Origin of the sequence: Candidatus Halocynthiibacter alkanivorans, assembly GCF_003333265.1 — a bacterium.
In the GTDB taxonomy this organism is placed as follows: Bacteria; Pseudomonadota; Alphaproteobacteria; order Rhodobacterales; family Rhodobacteraceae; genus Halocyntiibacter_A; species Halocyntiibacter_A alkanivorans.
On record NZ_QOLB01000084.1, the window covers coordinates 1 to 26,590 of the forward strand.

At 60.1% G+C, this 26,590-nt stretch carries 20 protein-coding genes and 1 tRNA gene; 16 read left to right on the plus strand and 5 right to left on the minus strand.

The window, feature by feature from the left end:
• The first annotated feature begins 934 nt into the window (after positions 1-934).
• Positions 935-1,525, plus strand: a complete 591-nt coding sequence (locus DWA01_RS09875) for a hypothetical protein (RefSeq protein ID WP_114285678.1) — start codon at positions 935-937, stop codon at positions 1,523-1,525.
• Between the two features lie 583 nt (positions 1,526-2,108).
• On the opposite strand, the gene gltX is transcribed toward DWA01_RS09875, so the two are convergent.
• From gltX to DWA01_RS09895, 3 genes are all read right to left on the minus strand, one after another.
• Positions 2,109-3,431 (minus strand): glutamate--tRNA ligase, encoded by a 1,323-nt coding sequence (gene gltX, locus DWA01_RS09885; protein WP_114285680.1) that lies wholly within the window; start codon positions 3,429-3,431, stop codon positions 2,109-2,111.
• 238 nt (positions 3,432-3,669) lie between these two features.
• Positions 3,670-4,098 carry a DUF1801 domain-containing protein gene (locus tag DWA01_RS09890; RefSeq protein ID WP_114285681.1) on the minus strand — a complete coding sequence of 143 codons (429 nt, stop codon included), beginning with the start codon at positions 4,096-4,098 and terminating at the stop codon, positions 3,670-3,672.
• 184 nt (positions 4,099-4,282) lie between these two features.
• Complete coding sequence (locus tag DWA01_RS09895) at positions 4,283-5,941, minus strand: NAD+ synthase (protein ID WP_114285682.1); 1,659 nt, start codon at positions 5,939-5,941, stop codon at positions 4,283-4,285.
• Positions 5,942-6,207: 266 nt separating this feature from the next.
• Between DWA01_RS09895 and DWA01_RS09900 the strand changes: the two genes are divergently transcribed.
• From DWA01_RS09900 to DWA01_RS09935, 8 genes are all read left to right on the plus strand, one after another.
• Positions 6,208-7,728: an MORN repeat-containing protein gene (locus DWA01_RS09900; protein WP_419186993.1), complete on the plus strand. Its 1,521-nt coding sequence runs from the start codon at positions 6,208-6,210 to the stop codon at positions 7,726-7,728.
• Between the two features lie 398 nt (positions 7,729-8,126).
• Positions 8,127-9,704: a 2-isopropylmalate synthase gene (locus tag DWA01_RS09905; protein WP_114285684.1), complete on the plus strand. Its 1,578-nt coding sequence runs from the start codon at positions 8,127-8,129 to the stop codon at positions 9,702-9,704.
• Positions 9,705-10,084: 380 nt separating this feature from the next.
• The gene (locus DWA01_RS09910) at positions 10,085-11,122 is read left to right on the plus strand and encodes a rod shape-determining protein (RefSeq protein ID WP_114285685.1); all 1,038 of its coding nucleotides are present in this window, start codon (positions 10,085-10,087) and stop codon (positions 11,120-11,122) included.
• A gap of 35 nt (positions 11,123-11,157) precedes the next feature.
• Positions 11,158-12,102 (plus strand): rod shape-determining protein MreC, encoded by a 945-nt coding sequence (gene mreC, locus DWA01_RS09915; protein WP_114285686.1) that lies wholly within the window; start codon positions 11,158-11,160, stop codon positions 12,100-12,102.
• The gene (locus DWA01_RS09920; protein ID WP_114285687.1) at positions 12,095-12,634 is read left to right on the plus strand and encodes a rod shape-determining protein MreD; all 540 of its coding nucleotides are present in this window, start codon (positions 12,095-12,097) and stop codon (positions 12,632-12,634) included. The genes mreC and DWA01_RS09920 overlap by 8 nt, the downstream gene beginning before the upstream one ends.
• Positions 12,631-14,547, plus strand: coding sequence for a penicillin-binding protein 2 (gene mrdA / locus DWA01_RS09925; protein ID WP_114285688.1), 1,917 nt, complete (start codon positions 12,631-12,633; stop codon positions 14,545-14,547). The genes DWA01_RS09920 and mrdA overlap by 4 nt, the downstream gene beginning before the upstream one ends.
• Complete coding sequence (rodA, locus tag DWA01_RS09930) at positions 14,544-15,692, plus strand: rod shape-determining protein RodA (protein ID WP_114285689.1); 1,149 nt, start codon at positions 14,544-14,546, stop codon at positions 15,690-15,692. The genes mrdA and rodA overlap by 4 nt, the downstream gene beginning before the upstream one ends.
• Positions 15,689-16,621, plus strand: coding sequence for a 2-hydroxyacid dehydrogenase (locus DWA01_RS09935; protein ID WP_114285690.1), 933 nt, complete (start codon positions 15,689-15,691; stop codon positions 16,619-16,621). The genes rodA and DWA01_RS09935 overlap by 4 nt, the downstream gene beginning before the upstream one ends.
• Positions 16,622-16,795: 174 nt before the next feature.
• Here the strand turns inward: DWA01_RS09935 and DWA01_RS09940 are convergent, their stop codons facing one another.
• On the minus strand, positions 16,796-17,602 hold the full coding sequence (locus tag DWA01_RS09940; RefSeq protein ID WP_114285691.1) for an SseB family protein: 807 nt from the start codon (positions 17,600-17,602) through the stop codon (positions 16,796-16,798).
• Entirely contained in the window at positions 17,599-18,198 is a 600-nt protein-coding gene (locus tag DWA01_RS09945) for a uracil-DNA glycosylase family protein (RefSeq protein ID WP_235008503.1), read from the minus strand. Before DWA01_RS09945 ends, DWA01_RS09940 begins: the two co-directional genes overlap by 4 nt.
• A 171-nt stretch (positions 18,199-18,369) precedes the next feature.
• Here DWA01_RS09945 and DWA01_RS09950 point away from each other — a divergent pair, with 171 nt between their 5' ends.
• From DWA01_RS09950 to DWA01_RS09980, 7 genes are all read left to right on the plus strand, one after another.
• The gene (locus tag DWA01_RS09950; RefSeq protein WP_114285692.1) at positions 18,370-19,656 is read left to right on the plus strand and encodes a Na+/H+ antiporter NhaA; all 1,287 of its coding nucleotides are present in this window, start codon (positions 18,370-18,372) and stop codon (positions 19,654-19,656) included.
• Positions 19,657-19,861: 205 nt separating this feature from the next.
• Positions 19,862-20,521, plus strand: a complete 660-nt coding sequence (locus tag DWA01_RS09955; protein ID WP_114285693.1) for an ABC transporter ATP-binding protein — start codon at positions 19,862-19,864, stop codon at positions 20,519-20,521.
• Entirely contained in the window at positions 20,499-22,250 is a 1,752-nt protein-coding gene (locus DWA01_RS09960) for a KpsE/RkpR family capsule polysaccharide export protein (RefSeq protein ID WP_114285694.1), read from the plus strand. The genes DWA01_RS09955 and DWA01_RS09960 overlap by 23 nt, the downstream gene beginning before the upstream one ends.
• Entirely contained in the window at positions 22,250-23,083 is an 834-nt protein-coding gene (gene kdsA, locus DWA01_RS09965; RefSeq protein ID WP_114285695.1) for a 3-deoxy-8-phosphooctulonate synthase, read from the plus strand. Before DWA01_RS09960 ends, kdsA begins: the two co-directional genes overlap by 1 nt.
• A 25-nt stretch (positions 23,084-23,108) precedes the next feature.
• Positions 23,109-24,611, plus strand: coding sequence for a phosphomannomutase/phosphoglucomutase (locus tag DWA01_RS09970; RefSeq protein ID WP_114285696.1), 1,503 nt, complete (start codon positions 23,109-23,111; stop codon positions 24,609-24,611).
• Positions 24,612-24,736: 125 nt separating this feature from the next.
• Positions 24,737-24,811: transfer RNA gene (locus tag DWA01_RS09975), tRNA-Gln, on the plus strand.
• Positions 24,812-25,869: 1,058 nt separating this feature from the next.
• Complete coding sequence (locus DWA01_RS09980; protein WP_114285697.1) at positions 25,870-26,418, plus strand: hypothetical protein; 549 nt, start codon at positions 25,870-25,872, stop codon at positions 26,416-26,418.
• The last annotated feature ends 172 nt before the right edge of the window (positions 26,419-26,590 follow it).

A 26,590-nucleotide genomic window follows, 5' to 3' on the forward strand; every position in this document is an offset into this window, starting at 1 on the left:
ATGCGGGAAGCTTGCGAGGCAATCTGCGATATCGCCGACCTCACAAGGCAGCTCCCGCTCAAACATTACTGCTCCCTTGCTATCCAGAATGCAAAGCGCACAGGATCGCAGCGAAACATCTAGTCCAACAAAGTATTCCATCATCTGTCTCCCTTGTTCACAGCTACCCTGTGATCCTATCGGGAGCTCGACCTCAGAACAGAGGCAGCCCAATTACGCATGCTCTCCGCCCTTCCTGACGAAATTCTGCGGCAGCAGCATTGGGGACAACGGGCTCGGAATGGCCGAGCGCTGCGGTTAGACTGATGTAGGCCCTCACAGCCGGCACCGCCCGTCTACCTGAGCGCATCCCCTACCAGATCGCTCGCCGCCGCCGCGATGGCCCTTTCCGCCGCCCTCACCCGTTCGCGCTGTGCGGCGGCGGCGGTGTTGCCCACAACTGCCTGAAATCAACCGCTCCGCGCCACCCGCAGACCGTGCATCTGGCGCGGGTCAGGATCTGTTCCCGCCGCACGTCCTCGATCCTGTCCACGCCGGGGATACCGTCCAGCGGAATGGTCGCGTGATGGCCGCAGCGGCAGACAATGTGGAACTTGTACATGGTGAGAACAGGTAGCGAACATGCCCGACCCTGAAAAGCAAAAATCCCCGGCGATCAAGCCGGGGCCTTCCGCTATCGTGGCTCTGATCAGAGCGACCCAGCTTGCCTACCGCTGTCGGCCCTGAACGGACGAAGGGGCGTGGTTGCAGCCAATGGAAGTTGCCCGCACGATTTCTGGTGATGAATGTGAACTGGGCTTCAGACCTAATAGCCGCTTCATCTTAGCAAGCGCAAAAGTTGGGACAGAGTTTGGAATAACCTCGCCTCCCGTACCTTAGTGTTTTAATCTGGTATTATCAGCCATGTAAGACCTGCTTGACGGAGGTGCGCAATATGCAAATGAAAACCAGCTTCTGGTCCCTGGAGCACGAAGCCGCCTTCCGTGATGCGAACCAACTGGTGCGTCGGGGCGGGCAGTGTGCGGCGGTGTGTGGCGCGCGGACGCGAACGGGTGCTGCGTGTCAGAACGCGCCAATCCGCGAAGGCAAGGGCCGGTGTTTACGGCACGCCGGGCCAAAGGCTGCAAGAGAACACCAGGAGCATCAGCGGCGGCAATTCTTTGCCGGGAAGATCAGCGCCGCTGAATGGAGCAAATCGGAAGCCCGGCGCGCTGCAAACCGGCTCGGATGGGAGTGGAAGAAGGGCCCATCGGTGCCAGGGAGCACAATTGATCTGGCCGCATTGGAGGCAGGCTTCCGCCGCGCGATCCAAGCGTTTTGCGTGGACGTCGCTCTGCTGGCCCCAGCGGTAGCGGATTGGCTGCGCTGGCGTTTCAGGCGAACGCAGATCGACCGCCAAAATGAGCGTGTATGGGCCCGCATTTTGACAGTGGACTTGCCGGATCGCATCCGAAAAGCGGGCGCAAAGCCCGACACTTACGATGTAACGAGGGCATTGCCGGACGTCAGTCAAACTCCGGCATGAAAACTGGCTGTGAGCGCGCCGGAGGGCCCTTCTAAGTGGCCGGACGCGGATCTACCTCCTCCCAAGGCAAGCCGTGGAAAGGGCCATGCAGGCCCCGGACGCCCGCCCTCAGTGCCGCCCGGCGATGAGGAACTAGGCGTGCTCATGGCGCTCTACATAGCGCACCGCACCCTTGTGGCCCCGCTTATGGGCCGGTGCGTATCTGAGGGCGGCAGAATGGCCGTTCTGCGCGCTCTGCGTGGCTACTTGGCCGCCCCGGGGGAGCGGGCTCCTCGTGAGCGTTGGCTGGCTCTGGTTACGCGTCTTGGCAGCTTCGACTTCCTTGGTGGTGAGCAGGTGCAGGCCCTTTGCCATAGATCGCCCCCTTGTGATGAACCGCAGCGGACGGAGGCGATCTCGCCGCTGCCCGCCCCTAACGTGCCCCTAAACTTTAGGGGCTGTGGGTGACTATCAGTGAAGGGTAAAGGGCCTGCTTTTGCCGTAACATGTTTAAATGGCAGCGCCAAATGCAGATGTATGATCCTTGGTGATTGCCTGTTAGGCGGCCACATCGGCCGCCCTCACAATCTTCAACTGCTAACGGTTACAGTTTGGGTGCCACCTGCAGCAGCGGCAGAACCTCCGCCATTTCAGGGCCTTTTGACCGCCCGGTCACCGCTTTGCGCAACGGCATGAACAAGCCACGCCCTTTGCGCCCGGTGGCCTGTTTTACCGCCGCAGTCCAGCTTGACCAGGTGTCCGCGCCATAGGGCAGCGGCGGCAGCATCGCAAAGGCTTCCGCGACAAAAGCACGGTCCTCGTCTTCCACCAACGCCTCAGCCCCGTCGCGGAACAGGTCCCACCACGCCGCCATATCCGCTTTCACAGTGATGTTTTCGCGCACCACATTCCAGAAGGCCTCGCCTTTCTCCGCCGGCACACCCAGCGCAGCAACTTCAGAAGCTACAGTTTCAAAAGGCAGCGCCGCCAGCACCCGGCCGGTCAGCGGGAACACGTCCCGGACGTCAAATTTGGTCGGGGCCGAGCCAAAATGGCCGATGTCAAAGCCCTCGATCAGCTCCTCCATCGACGCGCGCAGCTCCACCGGCTGGCTGGAGCCCAGACGCGCCATCAGGGACAGCAGCGCCATCGGCTCCACCCCCTGTTCGCGCAGATCACGCAGCGCCAGCACGCCCAGGCGTTTGGACAGCGCTTCGCCCTGCGGCCCGGTCAGCAAGGAGTGATGGGCAAATTCCGGCACGGTGCCGCCCAGCGCTTTGATAATCTGGATCTGAGTCGCGGTATTGGTCACGTGGTCTGAACCACGCACCACATGGGTGATGCCATAGTCGATATCGTCACAGACCGAAGCCAGGGTATAGAGGAACTGGCCGTCGCCCCGGATCAGCACCGGATCAGACACCGACGCCGCATCCAGCGACAGATCGCCCAGAATGCCGTCGGTCCAGTCAATGCGTTCAAGATCCAGCTTAAAGCGCCAGTGGCCATTGCCACGTTCCGTGCGCAGCGCCGCTTTCTCATCTTCTGACAGGGACAGCGCCGAGCGGTCATAGACCGGCGGCTTGCCCATATTAAGCTGTTTCTTGCGTTTCAGGTCCAGCTCAACCGGGGTTTCAAAGCACTCGTAAAACCGGCCAATGTCGCGCAGTTTCTGCGCCGCATCTTCATACCGTTCCAGCCGGTTGGACTGGGTTTCAACCCGGTCCCAGGTCAGCCCCAGCCATTCCAGGTCTTGCTGGATCGCATCAGCATATTCCTGTTTGGAACGCTCCGGATCAGTGTCGTCCAGACGCAGCACAAATTCGCCGCCTGTCTTACGGGCGATCAGGTAATTGAACAGCGCAGTGCGCAGGTTGCCAATGTGAAGAAAGCCCGTTGGCGAAGGGGCAAAGCGGGTAACGGTCATAGCGGATCCATTTCAAATTTGCCCAGTCATACAACGCCCGGATCAAAAGGCCAAGCAGGCGCTGCACATGGTCCGGCAGCGGGACCAGGGGGGGGCCGTGGTGCGGTTGCTCCGGCGCGGCTGCACCTTTCCCCGGAACCGTGCTTTCGTGTCCCACCGGGCGGATTTGGGAGGCGGCCCGCAGAATGTGGCGATCAGCAGGCAGCGCCCGTTTTCGACCTGGGATCAAAAAAGGCCTTTAATGTGGTTCAACGGGCCAGATGGCGTTCAGTTGTTCCAGGCCCCGGCGGATGACCTGCTCCAGCACCGCCATATCCACATCCGCCAGTTTGTTGATATACAGGCAGGCGGCGCCGGTTTTATGTTTGCCGAGACGATCCAGCAGGTCGCCCATATCCTGGTATCCGGGCATGATATACAGCGACAGGCGTGCTTTTTGCGCGGCAAAACCGGTGGCCTGACAATCGCCCTGACGGCCAGTTTTATAGGTGTAGTGATAGCGGCCATACCCAATGATGGAACTGCCCCACATGACCGGTTCAAACCCGGTAATGTCGCGAAACAGCTGATCCAGCACCTGCGCATCGGCCCGCCTGGTGGGATGGTCGATCGCCGCCAGAAATGCGGCGACGTTCTGATTCGTCGGTTGGGTCTTGTTCTCAGCCATGACACCCTCCTGCAGTCCTGCCCTGCCCGCGCAGTGGCAGTCGCGCCCGTATCCAGCCCCGTCAGCCCATCAGCAGAGCCCGCCTTGCAGCGCGATCACACCTCAGCGCCGCCAGACCAACAACCCGGTTACGCCTCCGCCGGTGAAGCCTTTACCCGGCCAGACGGTCAAACCGGCCAGCCTGTCAGCTCTCGTCGCGCCAGCGATTCACAATCGGATAGCGGCGATCAAGCCAGAAAGCGCCCTTGGTCAGCCGCGCACCGGGGGCGGACTGAAACCGTTTATATTCCGAAATATAGAGCAGGTGTTCGACTTTTTTCACCACCTCGCGCGAGTGCCCCATGGCAACAATTTCCGCGACACTGGCATCCTTGTCGACCAGTTGTTCGAGAATTGCATCCAGCACCGGGTAATCCGGCAGGCTGTCGCTGTCTTTCTGATCCGGACGCAGCTCGGCTGAAGGGGGTTTGTCGATGATCGACACTGGAATCACCGCGCCTGCAGGGCCGGCCATCCAGTCGCGGTGATTGTCGTTGCGCCAGCGGCATTGCTCAAACACGCGGGTTTTATAGAGATCTTTGATCGGGTTATAGCCGCCCGCCATATCGCCATAGATGGTGGCATAGCCCACCGCGACCTCGGATTTATTGCCGGTGGTCAGCAGCATCTCGCCAAATTTATTCGACATTGCCATCAACAGCAGACCACGCAGCCGCGATTGGATGTTCTCCTCAGCCAGACCGGGCTCATGCCCGTCAAACAGCACTGAGAGCGTATTGGAAATGGCGTCGCGCCCTTCTTTGATCGGCACGTAATCATAGCGGCACCCGAGATTTTCTGCGATCTCTTTAGCATCGTCCAGCGAGCCTTGTGAGGTGTATTCCGACGGCAGCATCACGCAGCGCACGTTGTCTGCGCCCAGCGCATCCACCGCAATCGTCGCCACGATGGCGGAGTCAATGCCGCCGGACAGGCCCAAAAGCACCTTTTTAAAGCCGGTTTTGCCCATGTAGTCGCGCAGTGATTCCACCATCACCCGGTAATCCTGCTCCCATTCATCCGGATGGCTGACGATCTCGCCGGGCAGTGCAGCCCAGCCCTCAGGCCCTTCCTCAAAGTCCACATGGCGCAGCAACTGGTCATAGACCGGCAGCTGGTGCGCCAGTACCCCGTGTGGGTTCAGCACAAACGAGCCGCCGTCAAACACCTGGTCATCCTGACCACCCACAAGGTTCAGATAGATCGCCGGCAGACCGGTCTCGACCACCCGGCTGACCATCACCGACATGCGGCGGTCGAACTTGTTGCGATAATAGGGCGAGCCGTTGGGCACCATCAGGATCTGCGCCCCGGTTTCCTGCAGCGCCTCAGCAACATCGTCAAACCAGGCGTCTTCACAGATCGGGGTGCCGATCCGCAGCGGCCCTACCTGATAAGGGCCGTTTATGGGGCCGGCGTCAAAAAGTCGTTCTTCATCAAACACATCTTCATTGGGCAAGTGGTGTTTCAGCACCACGGTCTTCACCCGGCCCTGTTGCAGGATGAAATAGCCGTTGTGCAGTTTATCGCCGATCGACACCGGCCCGCCAATGCCCATCGCCGGCCCATCGGCCAACTCTGCTGCCAGCGCCTCAATGCGCGCCACGCAATCGGCGACAAAAGCCGGCTTACGCACCAGGTCCTGGGCCTGGTAGCCCGAGACAAACATCTCGGGCAACGCCACCATATCCGCCCCGGCAGCGCGGGCCTGCTGCCAGGCCTCCCGGGCCAGCTCAATATTGGCAGCCAGCGCGCCAACTGTGGGGTTCAGCTGTGCAAGTGTCAGACGAAATCTCTGGGCCATAGTGGTTCCTCTTGATCCTGCCCCCTGATTTAACAGACTTGGCGGCAAGGGAAAGATGCTTGCGACCAAAAAACATTGCTCCTCTATGTCTGCTCCACTACTCTTCAGCCTCAAAAGGGCCGCAATCGGCCCGGGGCCGTCGAGGGCGGCCATCCGGATTGATGGGATATACCGTGCAGAAATCGTTACAGAATTCATTGCAGAAATCAGTCGCCCGCCGCCCGGGCCCAAATTCGGGCCAGACACGGAGCCTGAATTGGGGCCTGATCCGCGGCCTGGCATATGGCCTCTCTGCCCTGGCGCTCAGCGCCGCACTTGCCCTGCCGGCAGCGGCGCAGACCAGCACAAGGGTCATCACCAAGCAATACGCCGAGGGCGGTGTCTATGAGGGCACCTTTAAAGATGGCGAACAGCACGGCACCGGCACCTACCGCCTGCCCAACGGCTATGAATACAGCGGCGAATGGGTGATGGGCGAGATCCGCGGCCAGGGCGTGGCGCGCTTTCCCAATGGCGCGGTGTATGAAGGCCGCTTTGCCAAGGGCAAACAGGAAGGCTTGGGCAAGATTACCTACCCGGACGGCTCCACCTATGAGGGCGACTGGGCGGATGGCGCGATCAACGGTCAGGGCGTGGCGGTCTATGCCAACGGGGTGCGCTATGAGGGCGCGTTCATAAACGCCCTGCACGAGGGCAAAGGCCGCATGACGTCTGACAGCGGTTATATCTATGACGGCGACTGGCGCGCCGGCGTCAAAGAGGGCTTCGGCCGCATCACCTATCCTGACGGCGCCGTCTACTCTGGTGAAATGCTGGCCGGAGAGCGCCACGGCCAGGGCAAGCTGAGCCTGCCGGACGGGTTGACCTATGACGGTGCCTGGGCGAGCGGCCAGATCAATGGCCAGGGCGTGCTGACCCAGCCCAATGGTGATGTCTATGATGGCACGCTGGTGACCGGCAAACGCCAGGGCGAAGGCCGTGTCACCTATGCCAATGGCGACATCTATGAAGGCGCCTTTACGGACGACAAACGCCAGGGTCAGGGCCGCTTCACCGGCACCGACGGCTACGTCTATAACGGCGCCTGGGTCGACGGCCGCATTGAGGGCAAAGGCGAGGTCACCTATCCTGATGGCTCCCGCTATAACGGAGATTTCGCCGACGACCTGGCCCATGGCACCGGCAAAATCACCTATCCCGACGGCAATACCTATGAGGGCGACTGGATCTACGGCGTCATCGACGGCTCCGGCATCGCGCGCTACGCCAACGGGCTGGTCTATGAAGGTCAGTTCAAGAACGCCCGCAACCACGGCAAGGGCAAGATGACCTATACTGACGGTTACAGCTATGACGGCGACTGGGTGGACGGCAAGCGCGACGGCCAGGGCGTGGCAAACTATGCCGACGGCACTGTTTATGAAGGCCGTTTTGTCGCCGGTCAGCGCGAAGGCCAGGGCAAGATCACCATGCCGGGTGGTTTTACCTACAGCGGCAGCTGGAAGGGCGGTGAGATAGAAGGCGAAGGTGTGGCCACCTACGCCAACGGCGATGTTTACACCGGCACGTTCAGAAACGGCAAACGCCAGGGCAGCGGCACCATCAACTACGCCTCCGGCCAGGTCGAAAGCGGCGAGTGGGAAAACGGGGCACTCAACGATGACAGCGAGGCGGCCAATGGGGACGACAGCGCAGCTTCGGACGTCAGCGATGCCACCAGTACCAGTACAGTGGAAGCCGCCACCGGCGACACCGCCACAGGGGACGCCGCCACTGTAAGCGAATAAGCCCGCAACCAGGCGGCACCCGCCACACAGGCTGACGCCGCATTCCGCGGCAAGAGCCGCCGCCCCGGAAAACGCCACAGCGCCGCCGCGGCTGCGCTGCGCACCCTCCGCAGCGCAAGCTTGAAAACAGAGAGAAATACCGCGATTTGCCGCTTGTCTTTTCCAGGGGCGGCGCTAAAGTCCTGATTATGACACTGAAGGCACATATCTCTTTGAAATCCTCCGCGCCGCTGCGCGGACTGCCCCTTCGTGCTCTTCTTCTCCTTAGCAGCTTCTGAGCGTGCCTCCGGCGCGACCGCTCAGAAGTGCCCAGCGCCGACCTTAAATACCCCGGACACTCTCCCCGATACAGCGCCGAGCGCGCCCCGCCTGCTAAGGCAAAACGAAAGACCTGACCCATGACCGATACACGTGACCAGGACCGCGTCCTGATTTTTGACACCACCCTGCGCGATGGCGAGCAAAGCCCCGGCGCCACCATGAGCCACAATGAAAAGCTCGAGATTGCCGCGATGCTGGATGAAATGGGCGTCGACATTATCGAAGCCGGTTTCCCCATCGCTTCTGAGGGCGATTTCGCCGCTGTCAGAGATATTTCCAAAAACGCTGTGAACTCAACGATCTGTGGTCTGTCCCGCGCCAATTTTCGCGATATTGACCGCTGCTGGGAAGCGGTGAAATATGCGCGCTCCCCCCGCATCCACACTTTCATTGGCACCTCGCCGCTGCACCGTCAGATCCCCAATCTGAACATGGATGAAATGGCCGACCGCATTCACGACACCGTCACCTATGCACGCAATCTCTGCGACAATGTGCAATGGTCGCCGATGGATGCCACCCGCACCGAAGAAGACTACCTCTGCCGGGTGGTGGAAATCGCCATCAAAGCCGGTGCCACCACCATCAACATCCCCGACACCGTGGGCTATACCATTCCGCGCGAAAGCTCTGAGCTGATCGCGATGCTGTTGAACCGGGTGCCCGGCGCGGACGAAATCATCTTTGCCACCCATTGCCACAACGATCTGGGCATGGCGACGGCCAACAGCCTTGCCGCAGTTGAGGCCGGTGCGCGTCAGATTGAATGCACCATCAACGGGCTTGGCGAACGCGCCGGCAACACCGCGCTGGAAGAGGTGGTGATGGCGCTGAAAGTGCGCAATGACCGCCTGCCCTACCGTTCCAATATTGACACCACAAAAATAATGAACCTGTCGCGCCGGGTCGCCACAGTGTCCGGCTTTGCGGTGCAGTTTAACAAAGCGATTGTGGGTAAAAACGCCTTTGCCCATGAAAGCGGCATCCACCAGGACGGCATGCTGAAAAACGCCGAAACCTTTGAAATCATGCGCCCCGAAGATGTGGGTCTGAGCGAAACCAACATCGTGATGGGCAAACATTCCGGCCGCGCCGCGCTGCGCTCCAAGCTGGAAAACCTCGGTTTTTCGCTGGGCGACAATGAGCTCAAAGACGTGTTTGTGCGTTTCAAGGAACTGGCCGACCGCAAGAAGGAAGTCTATGACGACGACCTGGTTGCACTGATGGGCGACACTTCCGGCGCACCGGAAAACGTGCGCATTCAGCTCAAATCCCTGCGCGTGGTCTGCGGCACCGAAGGCCCGCAGGAAGCCGCGCTGACGCTGAAAGTGGATGGCGCGGAGAGATCCGTCACCGCGACCGGCGACGGGCCGGTGGATGCGACCTTCAGAGCAATCAAAGAGATCTTCCCGACCACAGCGACACTGCAACTGTATCAGGTCGGCGCCGTGACTGAGGGCACCGACGCCCAGGCCACTGTCTCGGTGCGGCTGGAAGAAGACGGCAGGATTGCCACCGGCACGTCGGCAGATACCGACACCGTGGTGGCCAGCGCCCGCGCCTATGTCACTGCACTGAACCGGCTGCTGCTGCGCCGGGAGAAATCAGCCCCGGATTCAGACCTGAAAACCGTCGATTATAAAGACGTATCCTGAGACCCGTCTTTGTGACTCTGCGCCGGCCCCGACGGGCCGGCGCCCCGTTGCCCCATTGCACAGCGGTCAAACCATATGCTCTGCCGCAGGCGCCTCATACAATGCGCACACGATAAACCGGCACCGCGCTGCCAGCCTGGTACTGCCCTGGCATTGCCCCTCCTGTCACGCCTGCACCGCGAGTACATCTCGCTGACCCGGTGCCTTTTCTGGCCGCGCAACCACACTGCAGCCAGCACCGTCCCCCCGGGATCCGGCGGAATTACGCGAATGGTCCGCACGGGGCTTTCCCTTCACACCGCGCCTGCTTATACATGCCGGACAGAAGGTCGGGTCCCGGTCTTCTTTGAGATTTGGATTAAACGGAAAGCCCATAAAATATGTTCGGTTTCGCAGGACTATTTTCGTCCGACATGGCTATTGATCTGGGGACCGCGAACACGCTGGTCTATGTCAAAAACAAAGGTATCATTCTCAATGAACCTTCCGTTGTGGCGTATCACGTTAAAGACGGGCGCAGACAGGTCCTGGCCGTAGGCGAAGACGCCAAGCTGATGCTGGGCCGTACACCTGGTTCTATTCAGGCCATCCGCCCGATGCGCGAAGGCGTTATTGCCGATTTCGACACCGCCGAAGAGATGATCAAATATTTCATCCGCAAAGTGCACCGGCGCACCACATTCTCCAAGCCCAAGATCATCGTCTGCGTGCCCCATGGCGCCACCCCGGTGGAAAAACGGGCGATTCGCCAATCGGTTCTCTCGGCAGGTGCACGGCGCGCTGGCCTGATCGCAGAACCCATTGCAGCCGCCATCGGCGCTGGCATGCCGATCACAGATCCGACCGGCAACATGGTTGTTGATATCGGTGGCGGCACCACCGAAGTGGCGGTGCTTTCGCTCGGCGACATCGTTTACGCGCGGTCCGTGCGAGTCGGTGGTGACCGGATGGACGAAGCGATTATTTCTTACCTGCGCCGGCAGCAGAACCTGCTGGTCGGAGAAGCCACCGCGGAGCGGATCAAGACTTCTATCGGCACCGCGCGCATGCCCGACGATGGCCGGGGCGCTGCAATGTCCGTGCGGGGTCGCGACCTGTTGAACGGGGTGCCCAAGGAAATCGAAATCACCCAGGCACAGATCGCCGAAGCTCTGTCAGAGCCGGTGCAACAGATCTGCGAAGCGGTGATGACGGCGCTGGAAGCCACCCCGCCCGATCTGGCGGCGGATATTGTCGACCGTGGGGTGATGCTGACCGGTGGCGGCGCGCTGCTGGGCGACCTGGATCTGGCGCTGCGCGAACAGACCGGCCTTGCCATTTCGGTGGCCGATGAGTCCCTGAATTGTGTGGCCCTTGGCACCGGCAAAGCGCTTGAGTTTGAAAAGCAGCTGCGCCACGTCATTGACTACGAAAGCTAAGCAGCCCTGACGGGCTGCGCGACCCGGAGCCCCCATTGGCAACAGATCGTAACAGTGAGGCTTACATTCGCCCGGTCAGACGACTTCTGACCGGGCTTATGGTCTTGTTTTTCCTCGCGACATTCATCCTGTGGCGCATTGACAACCCGCGTGTTGAACGGCTGCGGGCGCAGCTGGTGGACCAGCTGGTGCCTTCTTTCAGCTGGGCGATGGCGCCGGTGACAAAATTCTCCCGCATGGTAGAAGATTTCCAAAGTTACAACCGCATCTATGAGCAGAACCAGGAGCTGCGCCGTGAGTTGCAGCGCATGAAAGCCTGGAAAGAAGCCGCGCTGCAGCTGGAACAGAAAAATGCCCGGCTGCTGGAGCTGAACAAAGTGCGGCTGGATCCCAAACTGACCTATGTGACCGGGGTTGTTCTGGCCGACAGCGGCTCACCGTTCCGCCAGTCGGTATTGCTGAATGTGGGCGCCCGGGACGGTATTCTGGACGGCTGGGCGGCAATGGACGGCATCGGGCTTGTCGGCCGCATCTCGGGTATCGGCGCCAATACGTCGCGCGTCATTTTGCTCACTGATTCCAACAGCCGCATTCCGGTGACCATTCAGCCCTCAGGCCAGCGCGCCATCCTTGTCGGGGACAACTCGGCCGCGCCACCGGTGGACTTCCTCGAAAACCCTGAACTGGTGCGCCCGGGCGACCGGGTGATCTCCTCGGGTGACGGTGGCGTTTTCCCCGCCGGGCTGCTGGTGGGCCAGGTGGCGCTTGGCAAAGACCGTCGCCTGCGCATCCGGCTAGCCGCCGATTATGAACGGCTTGAATTCCTGCGGGTGCTGCGCAGCCGGAACCCGGAAAAAATCGCGGGCCAGGGCGATCTGATCGCACCGCCCGGCGCGCCGGCGACACCGCCGGAGCTGGTGCAGTTCCCGGAAGATCCGATCGCCCCGACTGACCCGCATCTGGACGCCGGCGATGGTTGATCCGCTGACCCTGCGACGGTTCCTCTATCGCCTCATGCTGAGTGTACTGGCGCTGCTGATTGTATTTTTCCACCTGCTGCCATTGCGGCCAGGTTCCGGCCACCTGCCCGGGCCGGATATGTTTGTGGCGCTGAGTTTCGCCTGGGTGCTGCGCCGCCCGGATTACGTGCCGGTCTTGCTGGCCGGCGGCATTATGATGGTCCTTGACATGTTGTTCATGCGCCCGCCAGGGCTGTGGGCGGCGTTGTTTGTGATCGGGCTTCAGGTGTTGCGCAACCGTCAGGGCGTGGCCCGTGAACTGTCCTTTGCGCTTGAACTTGCCCGCGTCGGCGGCGTGCTGCTGGCGATGGCCCTTGCCAATCAGCTGGTGCTGGCGCTGCTGATGGTGGACCGGCAGCCTTTTGGCATGTCGCTGTTGCAGGTGCTGGCCACCCTGGCGGCCTACCCGCTGGTGGTTCTGGGATCGGTGCTGCTGTTGCGGGTGCGCAAAATCACCCCGGGTGAAATTGATCAGATGGGGCATCGGATATGAAACGAGCCGCCAAAGACACCCTGGCCTCGGCGCGCACCATTTCGCGGCGCGCGCTGATCCTGGGCGGCGCGCAGCTGACCTTTATGGGCGGGCTGGGGCTACGCATGCGCTACCTGCAGGTCGACCAGGCCGACCAATACCTTCTGCTGGCAGAAGAAAACCGCATCAACCTGCGGCTGCTGGCGCCGGCGCGGGGTCTGATCTACGACCGCAACGGCGTTGTGATTGCCGACAATGAACAGATTTACCGCATCGTGGTGGTGCGCGAAGACGCCGGCGACCTCGATGAGACGCTTGCCAAAATATCCCGGCTGGTGGCGCTGACAGCGGATGAGATCGAACGCGCCCGCCGCGAATTGCGCCGCCGCTCGTCCTTTGTTCCGGTGACCATCGCCGACCGGCTGAACTGGGACGAGGTGGCGGAAGTGGCGGTGAATGCGCCGGCGCTGCCCGGGGTGACCCCCGAGGTCGGCCTGTCGCGCTATTACCCGATGGGCGAGGATTTTGCCCACCTGGTCGGCTATGTCGGTGCGGTTTCGGAAAAATACCTGGAACAATCCGGCGACGACGATCCGCTGCTGGAGATCCCGAAGTTTCAGGTCGGCAAACGCGGCGCTGAAAGCGAGCTCGAGCGCACTTTGCGCGGCTCAGCCGGCACCCGCCGCATTGAAGTCAATGCCGTCGGGCGTGTAATCCGCGAACTGGACCGGATCGACGGCACCGCCGGTGCCCCGGTGCAGATGACCGTGGACAGCCGGTTGCAGAATTTTGTGCAGGCCCGGCTGGCCGGTCAAAGCGCCGCGGCGGTGGTACTGGATGTGGAGACCGGCGACATCCTGGCGATGGGCTCGGCGCCCTCCTTTGACCCCAATAAGTTCGTGCGCGGAATTTCCAGGGCCGATTACCGCGCCCTGCTGGACAACAAGTTCCGGCCGCTGCCAAACAAGCCGGCGCAGGGCGCCTATCCGCCCGGTTCCACCTATAAAATGGTCACCGCGCTGGCCGCTCTGGAAGCCGGCGTGGTGCGTCCGGAAGAAACTGTTTATTGCCCGGGTTTTCTTGAGGTCGGCGGCCGCAAATTCAAATGCTGGAAGCGCGGCGGACATGGCAATGTGAATATGGAGCAGAGCCTGAAATATTCCTGTGACGTCTATTATTATGAGATGTCACTGCGGGTCGGGATCGAAAAGACCTCCGAGATGGCGCGGCGCCTCGGTTTTGGCCGTCGTTATGACCTGCCGGTCTCCAGCATCTCAGCCGGGCTGACGCCAACCAAAGACTGGAAGTTTGCCCGCCACGGTGCGGAATGGTTGATCGGGGATTCAGTGAATGCGTCGATCGGACAGGGCTATGTGCTGGCCTCGCCGCTGCAGCTGGCGGTGATGTCGGCCCGGCTTGCCACCGGCCGGGCGATCACGCCGCGTCTGATCAAATCCATTGGCGGTGTGGAGCAGCCGGTCAGAGATGGCGAAAAGCTGAATATAAATGAAAACATGCTGCGCGTGGTGCGCAAAGGCATGTATGCGGTCTCCAACGAGACCCGCGGCACCGCCTACCGTTCGCGCATCATTGACGAGGCGATGCAGATGGCCGGCAAGACCGGCACCAGCCAGGTCAGCAACGCGCTGGTGAACAACAAAGAAGTGCCCTGGGAGCAACGGGACCACGCGCTGTTTGTCGCCTTCGCGCCCTATGACAAACCAAAATACGCGGTTTCAGTGGTGGTCGAACATGGCGGCGGCGGATCAACCGCGGCCGCACCGGTGGCGCGCGACATCATGTTGCAGGCGCAATATGGTCAGTTGCCACCGCTCACAGCCTATCCGGCCAGCCAGCGCAGCACCATCAAAGCGCGCCAGGACGCGCTTCAGCTGCGCCAGATCAAGCCGGGCAGCGGCCGGAGCCGCGCATGAGCTATCTTGAGAACAATCTGAAGACGATACCCACCGGCTGGCGCAAAGTGCTGCATCTCAACTGGGCACTGGTGCTGTTGCTCTCCACCGTGGCCAGTGTCGGTTTTGTCATGCTCTATTCGGTGGCTGGCGGCTCATTAGAGCCCTGGGCCGCACCACAGATGAAACGCTTTGCACTGGGCATGGGTGCCATGTTCATCGTGGCAATGGTGCCGATCTGGTTCTGGCGCAACATGGCGGCACTTGCTTATATCGGCTCGCTGCTGCTGCTCGTGGCCGTTGAGCTGTTTGGCACCACTGGCATGGGGGCACAGCGCTGGATTGATCTCGGTTTCATGCGACTGCAGCCTTCAGAGCTGATGAAAATCGCCGTGGTGGTAATGCTGGCCGCCTATTACGATTTTCTCGATATCCGCAAAGTCTCGCGCCCGCTCTGGGTGCTGCTGCCGGTGTTTCTGATCCTGTTGCCCACCGCGCTCGTGTTGCGCCAACCTGATCTGGGCACTTCAATACTGATCATTGCCGGCGGTGCCATTGTAATGTTTGTGGCCGGGGTGCATTGGGCCTATTTTGGCGCGGTATTCGCCATGGTCGTCGGGCTGGTCGCCGCGGTATTTTCCAGCCGGGGCACGCCCTGGCAGTTGCTGAAAGACTATCAGTACAGCCGGATTGATACGTTTCTGGATCCGTCCCGCGACCCGCTGGGCGCCGGTTATCACATCACCCAGTCGAAAATTGCGCTGGGGTCCGGTGGCTGGAACGGCCGCGGTTTCATGCAGGGTACTCAGTCGCGGCTGAACTTTCTGCCGGAGAAACAGACTGACTTTATTTTCACTACGCTCGCCGAAGAGTTCGGTTTTGTTGGCGGCATGGGCCTGTTGGCGCTGTTTGGGCTGGTGCTGGCGTTTTGCATTGCGTCGGGCATCAGCAACAAAGACCGGTTCGGCGCGCTGCTGACCATCGGCATCGGCGGCACTTTTTTCCTTTTCTTTGCCGTCAATATGTCGATGGTGATGGGGCTTGTACCGGTGGTCGGTGTGCCGCTGCCGATGGTGTCTTACGGCGGCTCGGCAATGCTGGTGCTGCTGCTGGCCTTCGGCCTGGTGCAAAGCGCCCATATTCATCGCCCGAGAGGACGCCTGTGAGCCTGAACATTCTTTATGCTGCCAATCCCAGTGAGTGGGATGTCTATTCCGCCAGCCTGTCTTTTCTGCTGAAACAGGCCGGGCTTTCTGCCTGCATATCGCGGGAATTCGCCCCGGATGAGGTCGATTATATCGTCTACGCGCCCGGCTCAGAGCTGCAGGATTTCACCCCCTATACGCGCTGCAAAGCGGTGATGAGCCTCTGGGCCGGGGTGGAACGTATCACCGGCAATAAAACTCTGACCCAGCCGCTGACCCGGATGGTGGACAGCGGGCTGGAAGAAGGCATGTGTGAATGGGTCGCGGGCCATGTGCTGCGCTACCATCTGGGCATGGACAGACATATCCTCGGGCAGAATGGCGACTGGTGCCAGCAGCCGCCACCACTGGCGCGCAACCGCCGGGTCGGCATTCTGGGGCTGGGCGCCCTGGGTCAGGCTGTGGCCGGGACACTGGCGGCACTGAAGTTTGACACGGCCGGCTGGAGCCGCAGCGAGAAAGATATTGCGGGTATCAGCTGTTACGGCGGGGATACCGGGTTGCGCGCGGTGCTGGCACGCTCTGAAATCCTCGTGCTGCTGCTGCCCGACACGCCGGAGACCACCAACCTGCTGAATACGGACACCCTGGCGCTGATGCCGCGTGGCGCAATGATTGTGAATCCGGGCCGGGGTCCTCTGATCGACGACGAGGCCCTGCTGGCAGCGCTGGACAGCGGCCAGATCAGCCATGCGACACTGGACGTGTTCCGGGTGGAACCCCTGCCCGCCGGTCATCCCTACTGGGCCCACGCCAATGTGACCGTGACACCCCATATTGCCTCAGACACCCGCGCTGACACCGCCAGCCAGGTGGTGGTGGAAAACATCCGCCGCTGCGAGGCGGGCGAAGAGCTTATGTTTCTGGTTGACCGCGAGGCCGGCTACTGAGCCGGCCCACCCGATGCCGGGCCGGGATCTGGATATTTAAGCCAAAAAGAAACTGGCAGTTCTATATGTTTGTAGCGTTTTGAACCGACGCCGGCGCACGCGCCTGTGTTGCGACAATTCCGGAACCGGGGCTGCGCCCGCACCGGGGCCAGGCAGGTCAGACCTGGTGTTGCACTAACGCAGCACCGGTGGTTTGGACGGATCCATGCCAGGAGCCGCAGGGGCGGTGTTTTCTGCTTCGGGCTGTTCTGGCAGATCAAAACGCAAACCGACTTTGGCCAGCGCGGCGCAGATCGGGTCTGAGGCGGTAAAAAAACCAACGTCCAGTTGACCGGCGTCAATGCCGGAAAAAGTCAGCGCTTCGCTGACCAGCCCGGCGAGAGTGTCACGCGCCCCCGGCATTTCATCGACAAAGGCCAGCATATGGCCGCGGCGCCCGTCGTCATAGGTAATGCCCGACAACCATGCAAAGCGCGCCAGCCCGCCCGCCAGCGCGAGTTTGCCGTCCAGAGCCAGCAACAGGCGTTCCGGCAGGCCGCGCGGCGCGGTGGCCTCAACAGGGCGGGCTTCGACCTGTTCCGGTTTATTGCCAAGCGTGTCGGCCAGCCAGGACACCGCCGGAGCCGGGATCAGAATTTCTGACGGGGCCACACCCAGGTTGACCCCCAGGCCAAAGCCCTGCCCCGCCAGCATATCGGCAATCAGCCGGCCTGAAAGCGCCACATAGGGCGCGCTGGCCCCGACAAATTCTGCCAGCCGGTCTTCGCGGTCAAACACCAGCACATATTCGTCCCCCGCCACCGGGAAGATGCGCGGTTTGATCTGATCACCGGCTGATTCTTCCTCCAACAGCATGAACAGCTCGCCATCCGCCAGACGTTCGTAAAAGCGCAACCGCGCGGAATCGTCCTGCGCAGCGGCCTCCATCGCGGCATGGGCCACGTCAAGCGGGGTCAGCTCATGTGGGGTCAGCTCAGTCATGTGTTCAGCACCTTTTGCACCTCTGCCCGCAACACGGGAAGCAGGTCGGTTTCAAACCAGGGGTTTTTTCTGATCCATCCGGTATTGCGCCAGGACGGATGTGGCAAGGGAAAGACGCCGGGCAGATGTTCGCGCCAGGCCGCTGTTGTTGCGGTGACACCCGCGCGCGTCCCCAGGTGCCAGCGCTGTGCCGCGCCGCCGATGATCAGCTTCAGCGGAATATCGCCCAGATGCGCCATCACCCGCGCATGCCAGGTCCGGCCACAGACCGGCGGCGGCGGCAGATCGGCGCCCTGCTCATTATAACCGGGAAAACAAAAAGCCATCGGCACCACTGCCACCCGGTCCTGGTCGTAAAACTGCGCTTCACTCAGCCCCATCCAGTCGCGCAACCGCTGCCCGGACCGGTCGTCAAACGGGCGGCCGGAGTTGTATACCTTCATCCCCGGGGCCTGACCGGCCACCAGGATGCGTATACCCGGGCGGAACCAGACCACCGGGCGCGGCAGATGCGCGCTCGCGGTGGCTGCAAAGCGGTCCGCACAGAGTGTGCAGGCGCGGATAGCCTCAGAAGGATCGGTGGGATCAATATTCACTGCTCCAGATTAGAGTGTCTGTGCCGCGCTCAAAAGCCAATTCGGGCTGAAAGAGTTGCGCGGATCCCCCCTCGGTTCCGAAAACACCAAATCCGGCGGCTCCGGTGCTTGTCTGTAACCATCTCATACACTACTTGGAGGGCATAATTCAGGGACAGGAGACAGAACGCCATGTATCGGGTGTGGAACTTTATCACCAATTATTCGTTGTTGCTTATACTTGGTGCGGTAATTGCACTGGTCTGGGCCAATGTTTCGCCAGTCAGCTACGAGCACTTTATCGAGACTGTGCTGATTGAAGACTTCTTTATCGGCGCTGCGGTCATGGGCGAAAACGGGGAAGTGACCCGGGAGCTGACGCTGCATTACCTGGTCAATGAAGTCTTGATGGCCTTCTTCTTTGCGATGGCTGGCAAAGAAGTCTGGGAAGCTGTGATCCTGAAAAATGGCTCGCTGCGCGGCAAAAAGGCGGCCACGCCTCTGGTCGCCACTGCCGGTGGTATGATTGGCCCGGTCGCGGTCTATCTCGGGCTTGCTTATTTTCTGGGCTCCGACACCTATGACGCTGTTGCACGCGGCTGGGCGATCCCAACCGCAACCGACATTGCGTTTTCCTATCTGGTCGGTCGTTTTGTCTTTGGTGCCGGCCACCCGGCGGTGCGCTTCCTGCTGTTGCTGGCAATTGCCGATGACGCGATCGGGCTGATCATTCTGGCGGTGTTCTACCCGGACCCTCTGGTGCCGCTGTCGCTGAGCTGGCTGGCCGTCTCCTTTGGCGCTGCCATTGCCGTGTACGTGCTGTTCAACTACCTGCCGCGCCGGCTTGATGCGGGCAATGAGCTGCGGCCGGTGTCCACCTGGGTGCGCAACAAGCTGCATTTCCTGCCCTACTTGGCAGCCGGAGCCATAAGCTGGTACGGTTTTGAACAGGCGGGCATCGCGCCCGCTCTGGGCCTGTTGCCGATCGTGCCGACCATCCCCCATGCCGACCGTGCTTTTGGCATTTTCTCCGAAGCGGAAAAACATCTCAAAGACCTGCTCAACCGGATTGAACACCTGCTGGCACACCCGGTTGAAATCATCCTGTTCTTCTTTGGCCTGTTCAATGCCGGGGTGCAATTCTCCTCGATCGGCTCCCCGACCTGGCTGGTGCTCGGAGGATTGCTGATCGGCAAACCGCTTGGCATTCTGATCTTTGGCGCTTTTGCTGCCAATATCCTGCGGCTTGGCCTGCCCGCTGGCATGCGGACTGTGGACCTTGTGGTGATTGGCTGTGTTGCCGCGATCGGCTTTACGGTGTCCCTGTTCGTGGCCTCGGTGGCGTTTGAAAGCGGCACCATGCTGGGTGGCATAGAAGTCCAGGCAGCCGCCAAGATGGGGGCGGTGTTCTCCTTTGGTGCGGTGATCACATCGGTCATCGCCGGCAAGCTGTGCCGGGTACAGAAACAACACGTCTGAGCACGACGGTAAACCGGCGGCTGTTTCCCGACCCGGAGGCGGCCGCCGGTCTTTTTTTGCCCTGCATCAGCAAATGTTGTGGTATTTTCCGCCCGGGGCAGAGATTGCCCAGCCTTATTGTGGCCAGAATAAACCTTTAGGGCTATTGTTAATCAAAGTCTGTTAAGGACTTCACAGGCGAAATCTGCAGAGCCGGGGCGCGCGCATGCTCAAATTTGACAATGTCAGCAAGTCCTTCTGGACGGGCAAACAGAGAAAGGTGATCCTTGATCGGGCCAGCTTTTCGATTGAGATTGGAAATTCGTTGGGTATTCTGGCCCGCAACGGCACCGGCAAAACCACCATTATTAACATGATGGCGGGACTGGAAAAACCGGACGAAGGCCACATCCGGCGCGACTGCCGCATCTCTTTTCCGCTCGGGTTTATGGGCGGGCTGAACAACAAACATACGGCGCGGGAAAACGTGCGTTTTATCGCTCAGCTCTACGGGCTTGATCCGGATTATGTCGAGGCGTTCTGCCGTTGGCTGGTGGGGATCGAAGAATATTTTGACATGCCGGTCGGCACCTATTCCGGCGGAATGAAGGCCCGGCTGAACTTTGCCCTGTTGCTGGCGCTTGATTTCGATATGTACCTGATTGACGAGGGCATGCCCTCAACCGCAGATGTTGAGTTCAACAAAAAGGCCGGCGACATTATGCGGGAACGGCTGGAATCCACCACCCTTGTTGTGGTCTCCCATCAGGCCAAAACGCTGGAAAAATTCTGCCGCTCCGCTGCGGTGCTGCTCGACGGCCAACTGTATATGTTTGACACTCTTGAGGAAGCAAAGGCGTTCTATGACTACGAAGCCCAAAGCTAAACGGTTCCGCATCCGCAGAAGCAGCCCTCTGACCACGGCGGCTTCCACCGCAGCTGCACCCGACAGGATTGCAACGCCGGGTAATACACCGGATGCCCCCTCTGGCGCGGCCCGGCCGCAGGTCCCCGAGGGTCTGTTTGACAATGATGACGGCGCCGACGGCTTTGGCGACGCGGCGTTCCCCGGCTCGGCCGCGGCAGAGCGCAAAGCGGCTGCCCCTGCCCCTGACCAAGCCACCGAGCAGGCCACCGAGCAGGCGGCTGAAACTGTCGCCACAGGCGAGGTCACCCCCGGTGACGAATCCACCATTGACCGCGATATCGCCGCCATCCGCAAAGAAGGTCTGACCGGGCGCCAGCTGCGCATGGCGCGCCGCGTGGCACAAAAATACAACCTTGCGGCAACGTCGGATTTTGACGCAATCCGCCTGCTGCGGGCCAAAGGCATTGATCCGTTTCAGCGTGCGATGATGCTGGATCTGGTTGTGCCTGAAAAGACGGCGGAAAAACCGGTTCAGCTGCCGCAAACCTATACGCGGCCACAGCTGCCCGTCGCCGATGCACGTCAGGTTCAGAAAGAATCCCGCGCCGAAGCCGTGGCAAAAATTCAGGCAGACATTGCCCGCCGCCGCCGCCGCAAATCGGTCTTTCTGCTGCTGCGGCTGCTGTTTTTTGTCGGCCTGCCGACACTGCTGAGCGGCATCTACTATTACGCGATTGCGACACCGTTCTACACCACAAAATCCGAATTTGTGATCAACAAAGCCGAAGGCGCCGGTTCCAGCGCGCTGGGCGGGTTGTTCTCCGGCACCGGCTTTGCCAATTCTCAGGATTCGATCACCGTGCAAAGCTACCTTCAGTCCCGCGAAGCGATGCTGCGCCTTAATGACGATATTGGCTTTAAGGCCCATTTCAGTCAAAGCCGGATTGACGCGCTGCAGCGCCTGCCGGAAGATGCCAGCAATGAAGCTGCGTACAAACTGTTCTCCAAGAACATCTCCATCGGCTATGATCCCACCGAGGGCATTATTAAAATGGAAGTGACCGCCGCAGACCCTGCTGTCTCGGCGCAGTTTTCCCGCGCCCTGATTAAATATGCCGAGGAGCGGGTCGATACGCTGACAACCCGGTCACGCGACGATCAGATGCTTGGGGCCGAGGACAGTTTTGACACGGCAGAGGCCAAAATGATTGCCGCGCAGAGAAAAGTGCTTCAACTGCAGGAACAACTTGGCGTGCTGGATCCGGTCTCGGAATCTGCCGCCGTCATGACGCAGATTTCCACCTTCGAAATCCAGTTGCAGCAAAAGAAGCTGACGCTCGATCAGTTGTTGGACAATGCACGGCCCAATCAGGCCCGTGTTGAAGGGGCGCGCGGCGATATCCGCCGTCTTCAGGCGGTGGTCGCCAATCTGCGGGCACAGCTGACGGTGGGCGGTGGCACGACCAACTCGCTGGCTTCGATCGGCTCCGAACTGCGCATGGCCGAACTGGACCTGCAAACGCGTCAGGCGCTGATGCAGCAGGCGCTACAACAGCTCGAATCCGCCCGTATTGAGGCCAACCGCCAGACCCGTTTCCTCGCCGTCGGCGTAAGCCCGATCGCGCCTGATGAAGCCACCTCGCCGCGGAAGTTTGAAAACACCCTGCTGGCGTTTCTGATCTTCTCCGGCATCTATCTCATGGCGTCTCTTACCGCCTCAGTCCTACGTGAACAGGTATCTGCATAATGAAAAATGTACCCATCCGCTCCCTCATGGTCGGCAACGACCAGCCCCTCACCGTCATCGCGGGCCCCTGTCAGCTTGAAAGCCTCGACCATGCAATGATGATCGCCGGCCAGATGAAAGAGGCCTGCGATGCAGCAGGCGCGCAATATGTGTTCAAAGGCTCCTTTGACAAGGGCAACCGCACCTCCCTGTCCGGCGAACGCGGGCTGGGCATCGAGGAAGGCCTTGCGGTGATGGAAGCGGTGCGCGACGCGCTTGATGTGCCGACGCTGACCGACATTCACACGCCCGAGCAATGTGCTATCGCGGCGAAATCGGTGGATGTGATCCAGATTCCCGCATTTCTGTGCCGTCAGACCGACCTGTTGCTGGCGGCCGGCAATTCCGGCGCGGTGGTGAATATCAAAAAGGGCCAGTTTCTGGCGCCCTGGGATATGATCAATGTGGTCAAAAAAGTCGAAAGTACCGGCAATGACAAAATCCTTCTGACAGAACGTGGTGTCTCCTTCGGCTATAATGCGCTTGTCGCCGACATGCGCTCGTTGCCGGAAATGGTCAAAACCGGATATCCGGTGGTGATGGATGCCACCCATGCGGTGGCCCAGCCCGGCGGCCTTGGCGGCTCTTCCGGCGGTCAGCGGGAATTTGCCCCGGTTCTGGCACGGGCGGCGGTGTCGCTTGGCATTGGCGCGGTGTTCATCGAGACCCACGAAGACCCCGACAATGCGCCCTCTGACGGCCCCAACATGATCCACCTCGATCAGATGCCGGCGCTGATCAAAACTCTGATGGCATTTGATACCCTGGCCAAAGCCGACCCGATCAGATTGTAAATTTTACAGAAAAACGGATTTTGTCATGACAGCCCCCAAACCCCTGCCCGCGGTTACGCCCAACACCTGGACCTTCCTGCGCGACCCGATGATTGCTCCGACCGGGTTTCGTGAATATGACGCGCGCTGGAAATACCCGGATGAGATTAACCTGCCGGGCATGACCGCGCTGGGGCTTGGCATTGGCAGTCAGATGCATGCGCGCGGTGTTGAGCCTGTAATCGTGGTGGCCAATGATTACCGCGACTATTCGCTGTCGATCAAAAACGCCCTGATTATCGGGCTGATCCAGGCCGGCATTCACGTGCGTGACATCGGCAATGCGGTGTCGCCCATGGCCTATTTCAGCCAGTTCCATCTGGATGCGCCCGCGGTGGCCATGGTCACCGCTTCGCACAATCCCAACGGCTGGACCGGGGTGAAAATGGGCTTTCAGCGCCCGCTGACCCACGGGCCTGAGGAAATGTCTGAGCTGCGCGACATGGTGCTGAATGGCGACACTCAGGAACGCCCGGGTGGCCGCTATGAGCGCGTCGACGGCATCAGAGAAGCCTATCTCGACGATCTGGTCGGTGACTTCCGAATGAGCCGCAAACTCAAGGTCGTCTGTGCCACTGGCAATGGCACCGCGGCGGCCTTTGCGCCGGAATTGTTTGAACGGATTGGCGTAGAAGTGGTGCCCAGCCACAACCGGCTGGATTACACCTTCCCCCATTACAATCCAAACCCCGAAGCGATGGAAATGCTGCATGATATGTCAGCCTCTGTGCTGGCATCGGGCGCGGATTTCGCCCTTGGTTTTGACGGCGACGGCGACCGCTGCGGTGTGGTGGACGATGAGGGCGAAGAAATCTTTGCCGACAAAGTCGGTGTCATCATGGCACGCGATCTGGCCAGGATTTACCCCGGCTCCACCATTGTTGCCGACGTAAAATCCACCGGGCTGTTTGCGTCCGATCCGGAGTTGAAAAAATACGGCATCAAGGCGGATTACTGGAAAACCGGCCACAGCTATATGAAACGCCGGGTGCACGAACTGGGCGCGCTGGCGGGCTTTGAAAAGTCCGGTCACTATTTCCTCGCCGGTGAAATTGGTCGTGGTTATGACTGTGCCATGCGGGTGGCGGTCGAGATTTGCAAGCTGATGGACCGCAATCCGGACATGAAAATGTCCGATCTGCGCAAAGCGCTGCCGCGTACCTGGTCGATGCCGACCCTGTCACCCTGGTGCGCCGATACTGATAAATATCAAGTACTTGAGCGCATTGTCGCCAGGCTGGTCGCGCGCTATGAGGCCGGAGGAACGCTTGGCGGACGCAAAATCGCCGACGTGGTCACAGTGAACGGTGCCCGGGTGATTCTGGACAATGGCGGCTGGGGCCTGGTGCGCGCTTCCTCCAACACACCCAATCTGGTGGTGGTTTGCGAAAGCCCTGAATCCGAGGCTGAACTGCGCGCAATCTTTGCCGATCTGGACGCGGAGATCCGCACAGAACCGCTGGTCGGCGACTACGATCAAAGTTTCTGAGCGCTAAATCAGGCTCTCCACCGGGCGGGAAATCCCGGTGGGAAAAAAATCGGGTCCCGGTGACGTTTTTTTGTATTTTGTCTCTTGCGGACCCCGGCCACACATCGTAATTACCGCCACAGAGTTGGGGTGTAGCCAAGTGGTAAGGCAACGCTTTTTGGTAGCGTGTACCGTAGGTTCGAATCCTACCACCCCAGCCATTTTCCTCCGGTACAATCAAATACTGACCCTGACGGGCACCACAGCCGCAGTGCGTTCATCGGCTGCCCCGTTTTCTGCCCCGGCGTCTTCACCCCCCATACTCCCGTATTAGACCGTAGCGCAGCTCTGGGCATCCTCTGGGTTATGATCTCTTCTTGGATGGGCTCAGGTCAAGGACGGATGCCGAAGGTACCGGGAAGGGGTGCTGCTCAATAGGTATAAGTCGTGGGAGAGGGGACAGAAGACAAGAGACCTCCAAGACCTCCCGTTACTCGGTGTCCCCCCTTCCTCTCCCCAGACCCTTAGTCAGTTAGTCCAGTCCCCCTTCGCCCTCAAAGAACCTGTCTCTGCGATGGAGATAGCCTTTGGTCTTGTCTGGCAACTGTCTGATACTTAGGTAGGAATCATAGTTGGTAGGTTTTTATTGGAAATCATAAATTCTATAATTTTTGAAAGGGGCCATATTGCTATGCCTTTGGACCAAGAACAAATTCAATCTCTGCGAGATAAGGTGGCGGCTTAAGAAGGGGGCGAACCAATCACGATGAAGAGCCATTGGGGTATTGATTGGGAAACCATACCAACTAAGAAAAGGTATGGGACACTTGTCAGAGAAGCCGTGGAGGGCGGATTGGTGCCCGAATTGGTGCTACACAGAACTGCAACTCACTCGCTCGGGGAAAAAGAGAAGGCAATTCGTTGGCGTACCGTCGGACGCAACGTTGATCGACCAACGGCACTCCCGTCCGATAGACGTTCATCCGCATCGACAACCCGACGTTGACACAACAGTCTACCACGGGCCCGGGTCTCGCAGCGAAAGTCCGGTTCGAACCGATAATACAGCGTGCTGCACCAGACACATTTCGACGAGAAGGGCGGAGAGCGGTCCTTCGCTGTGTGCCGCACCAATGCCTGCTGCGCGGACTTTTCAGACCTTTGGCCAAGAAGTTTCAACCGACCCAAAACCGAATGATGCATTGCTTTCTCTATGTGATCCTGCCCAAGTCTGTGGGAAGCTAGATCGATACATTTGGGCCATGGGAGAAACCTCATAGTGACGCCATTCATTCTTGACGAGTTGGTTGAACGCGCACGCGTCGCGGCGGCCTCCGAAAACCCTAAATCGGCCCTCTGCGCGCTTTTGCAGGAGAGTCTGGCGAATTCAGACGCCATGGCGGATGCAATCGCGGCCATGGACGACGATGAGGTCATGATGTTAGAGGACGAGACCTGTTCGATCTGGACCTGCCGTTTTGACACCGAGGTGGTATTTCCGCCGCATGAGCATTGCATGCCCGTGCATATTGCCGTCTATCGCGGCGCCGAAGTCGAGGTTCTCTATCACCGTGACCCGGATCGGCTCCGCCACGTCAAGAACTGTGTGGTTGCTGCAGGCGAAGTTGTCAGCCTCGGTCCCGATCCGATCCATGCAGTGACGGCAGAAGGCGAGGAGCAGAGCCACGCCATCCACATCTACGAAGGCCCGCTGGCCAAGGTGAAGCGTTCGCTGTTCGACTGGGCCAGCGGCGGACAGATCGAGTTCACTATGGAAAACTTCCACGCGAATATGAGAAAAAAATCGGAAACGGAAGAATTCCGATGAAACTCTTGCATGACGCTGCCCGCACTGCGCAGAGCAGTTTTTCCGCTCAAAGTAACCAATGCTGGGTTTCACACAACATTCGGCTTTGGGCTCTAACCAGCTGTTCGCTCCGCTTTTGCCCGAACGACTGCTGAGCGGACATAATTCTGCCATTCGGAATGGGACTTCGAAT

Excerpts from the sequence above, each read along its gene's own strand:
- DWA01_RS09875 (WP_114285678.1), top strand. The coding sequence starts at position 935 with ATGCAAATGAAAACCAGCTTCTGGTCCCTGGAGCACGAAGCCGCCTTC.
- gltX (WP_114285680.1), bottom strand. The coding sequence starts at position 3,431 with ATGACCGTTACCCGCTTTGCCCCTTCGCCAACGGGCTTTCTTCACATT.
- DWA01_RS09890 (WP_114285681.1), bottom strand. The coding sequence starts at position 4,098 with ATGGCTGAGAACAAGACCCAACCGACGAATCAGAACGTCGCCGCATTT.
- DWA01_RS09895 (WP_114285682.1), bottom strand. The coding sequence starts at position 5,941 with ATGGCCCAGAGATTTCGTCTGACACTTGCACAGCTGAACCCCACAGTT.
- DWA01_RS09905 (WP_114285684.1), top strand. The coding sequence starts at position 8,127 with ATGACCGATACACGTGACCAGGACCGCGTCCTGATTTTTGACACCACC.
- DWA01_RS09910 (WP_114285685.1), top strand. The coding sequence starts at position 10,085 with ATGTTCGGTTTCGCAGGACTATTTTCGTCCGACATGGCTATTGATCTG.
- DWA01_RS09920 (WP_114285687.1), top strand. The coding sequence starts at position 12,095 with ATGGTTGATCCGCTGACCCTGCGACGGTTCCTCTATCGCCTCATGCTG.
- mrdA (WP_114285688.1), top strand. The coding sequence starts at position 12,631 with ATGAAACGAGCCGCCAAAGACACCCTGGCCTCGGCGCGCACCATTTCG.
- rodA (WP_114285689.1), top strand. The coding sequence starts at position 14,544 with ATGAGCTATCTTGAGAACAATCTGAAGACGATACCCACCGGCTGGCGC.
- DWA01_RS09940 (WP_114285691.1), bottom strand. The coding sequence starts at position 17,602 with ATGACTGAGCTGACCCCACATGAGCTGACCCCGCTTGACGTGGCCCAT.
- DWA01_RS09950 (WP_114285692.1), top strand. The coding sequence starts at position 18,370 with ATGTATCGGGTGTGGAACTTTATCACCAATTATTCGTTGTTGCTTATA.
- DWA01_RS09955 (WP_114285693.1), top strand. The coding sequence starts at position 19,862 with ATGCTCAAATTTGACAATGTCAGCAAGTCCTTCTGGACGGGCAAACAG.
- DWA01_RS09960 (WP_114285694.1), top strand. The coding sequence starts at position 20,499 with ATGACTACGAAGCCCAAAGCTAAACGGTTCCGCATCCGCAGAAGCAGC.
- kdsA (WP_114285695.1), top strand. The coding sequence starts at position 22,250 with ATGAAAAATGTACCCATCCGCTCCCTCATGGTCGGCAACGACCAGCCC.
- DWA01_RS09970 (WP_114285696.1), top strand. The coding sequence starts at position 23,109 with ATGACAGCCCCCAAACCCCTGCCCGCGGTTACGCCCAACACCTGGACC.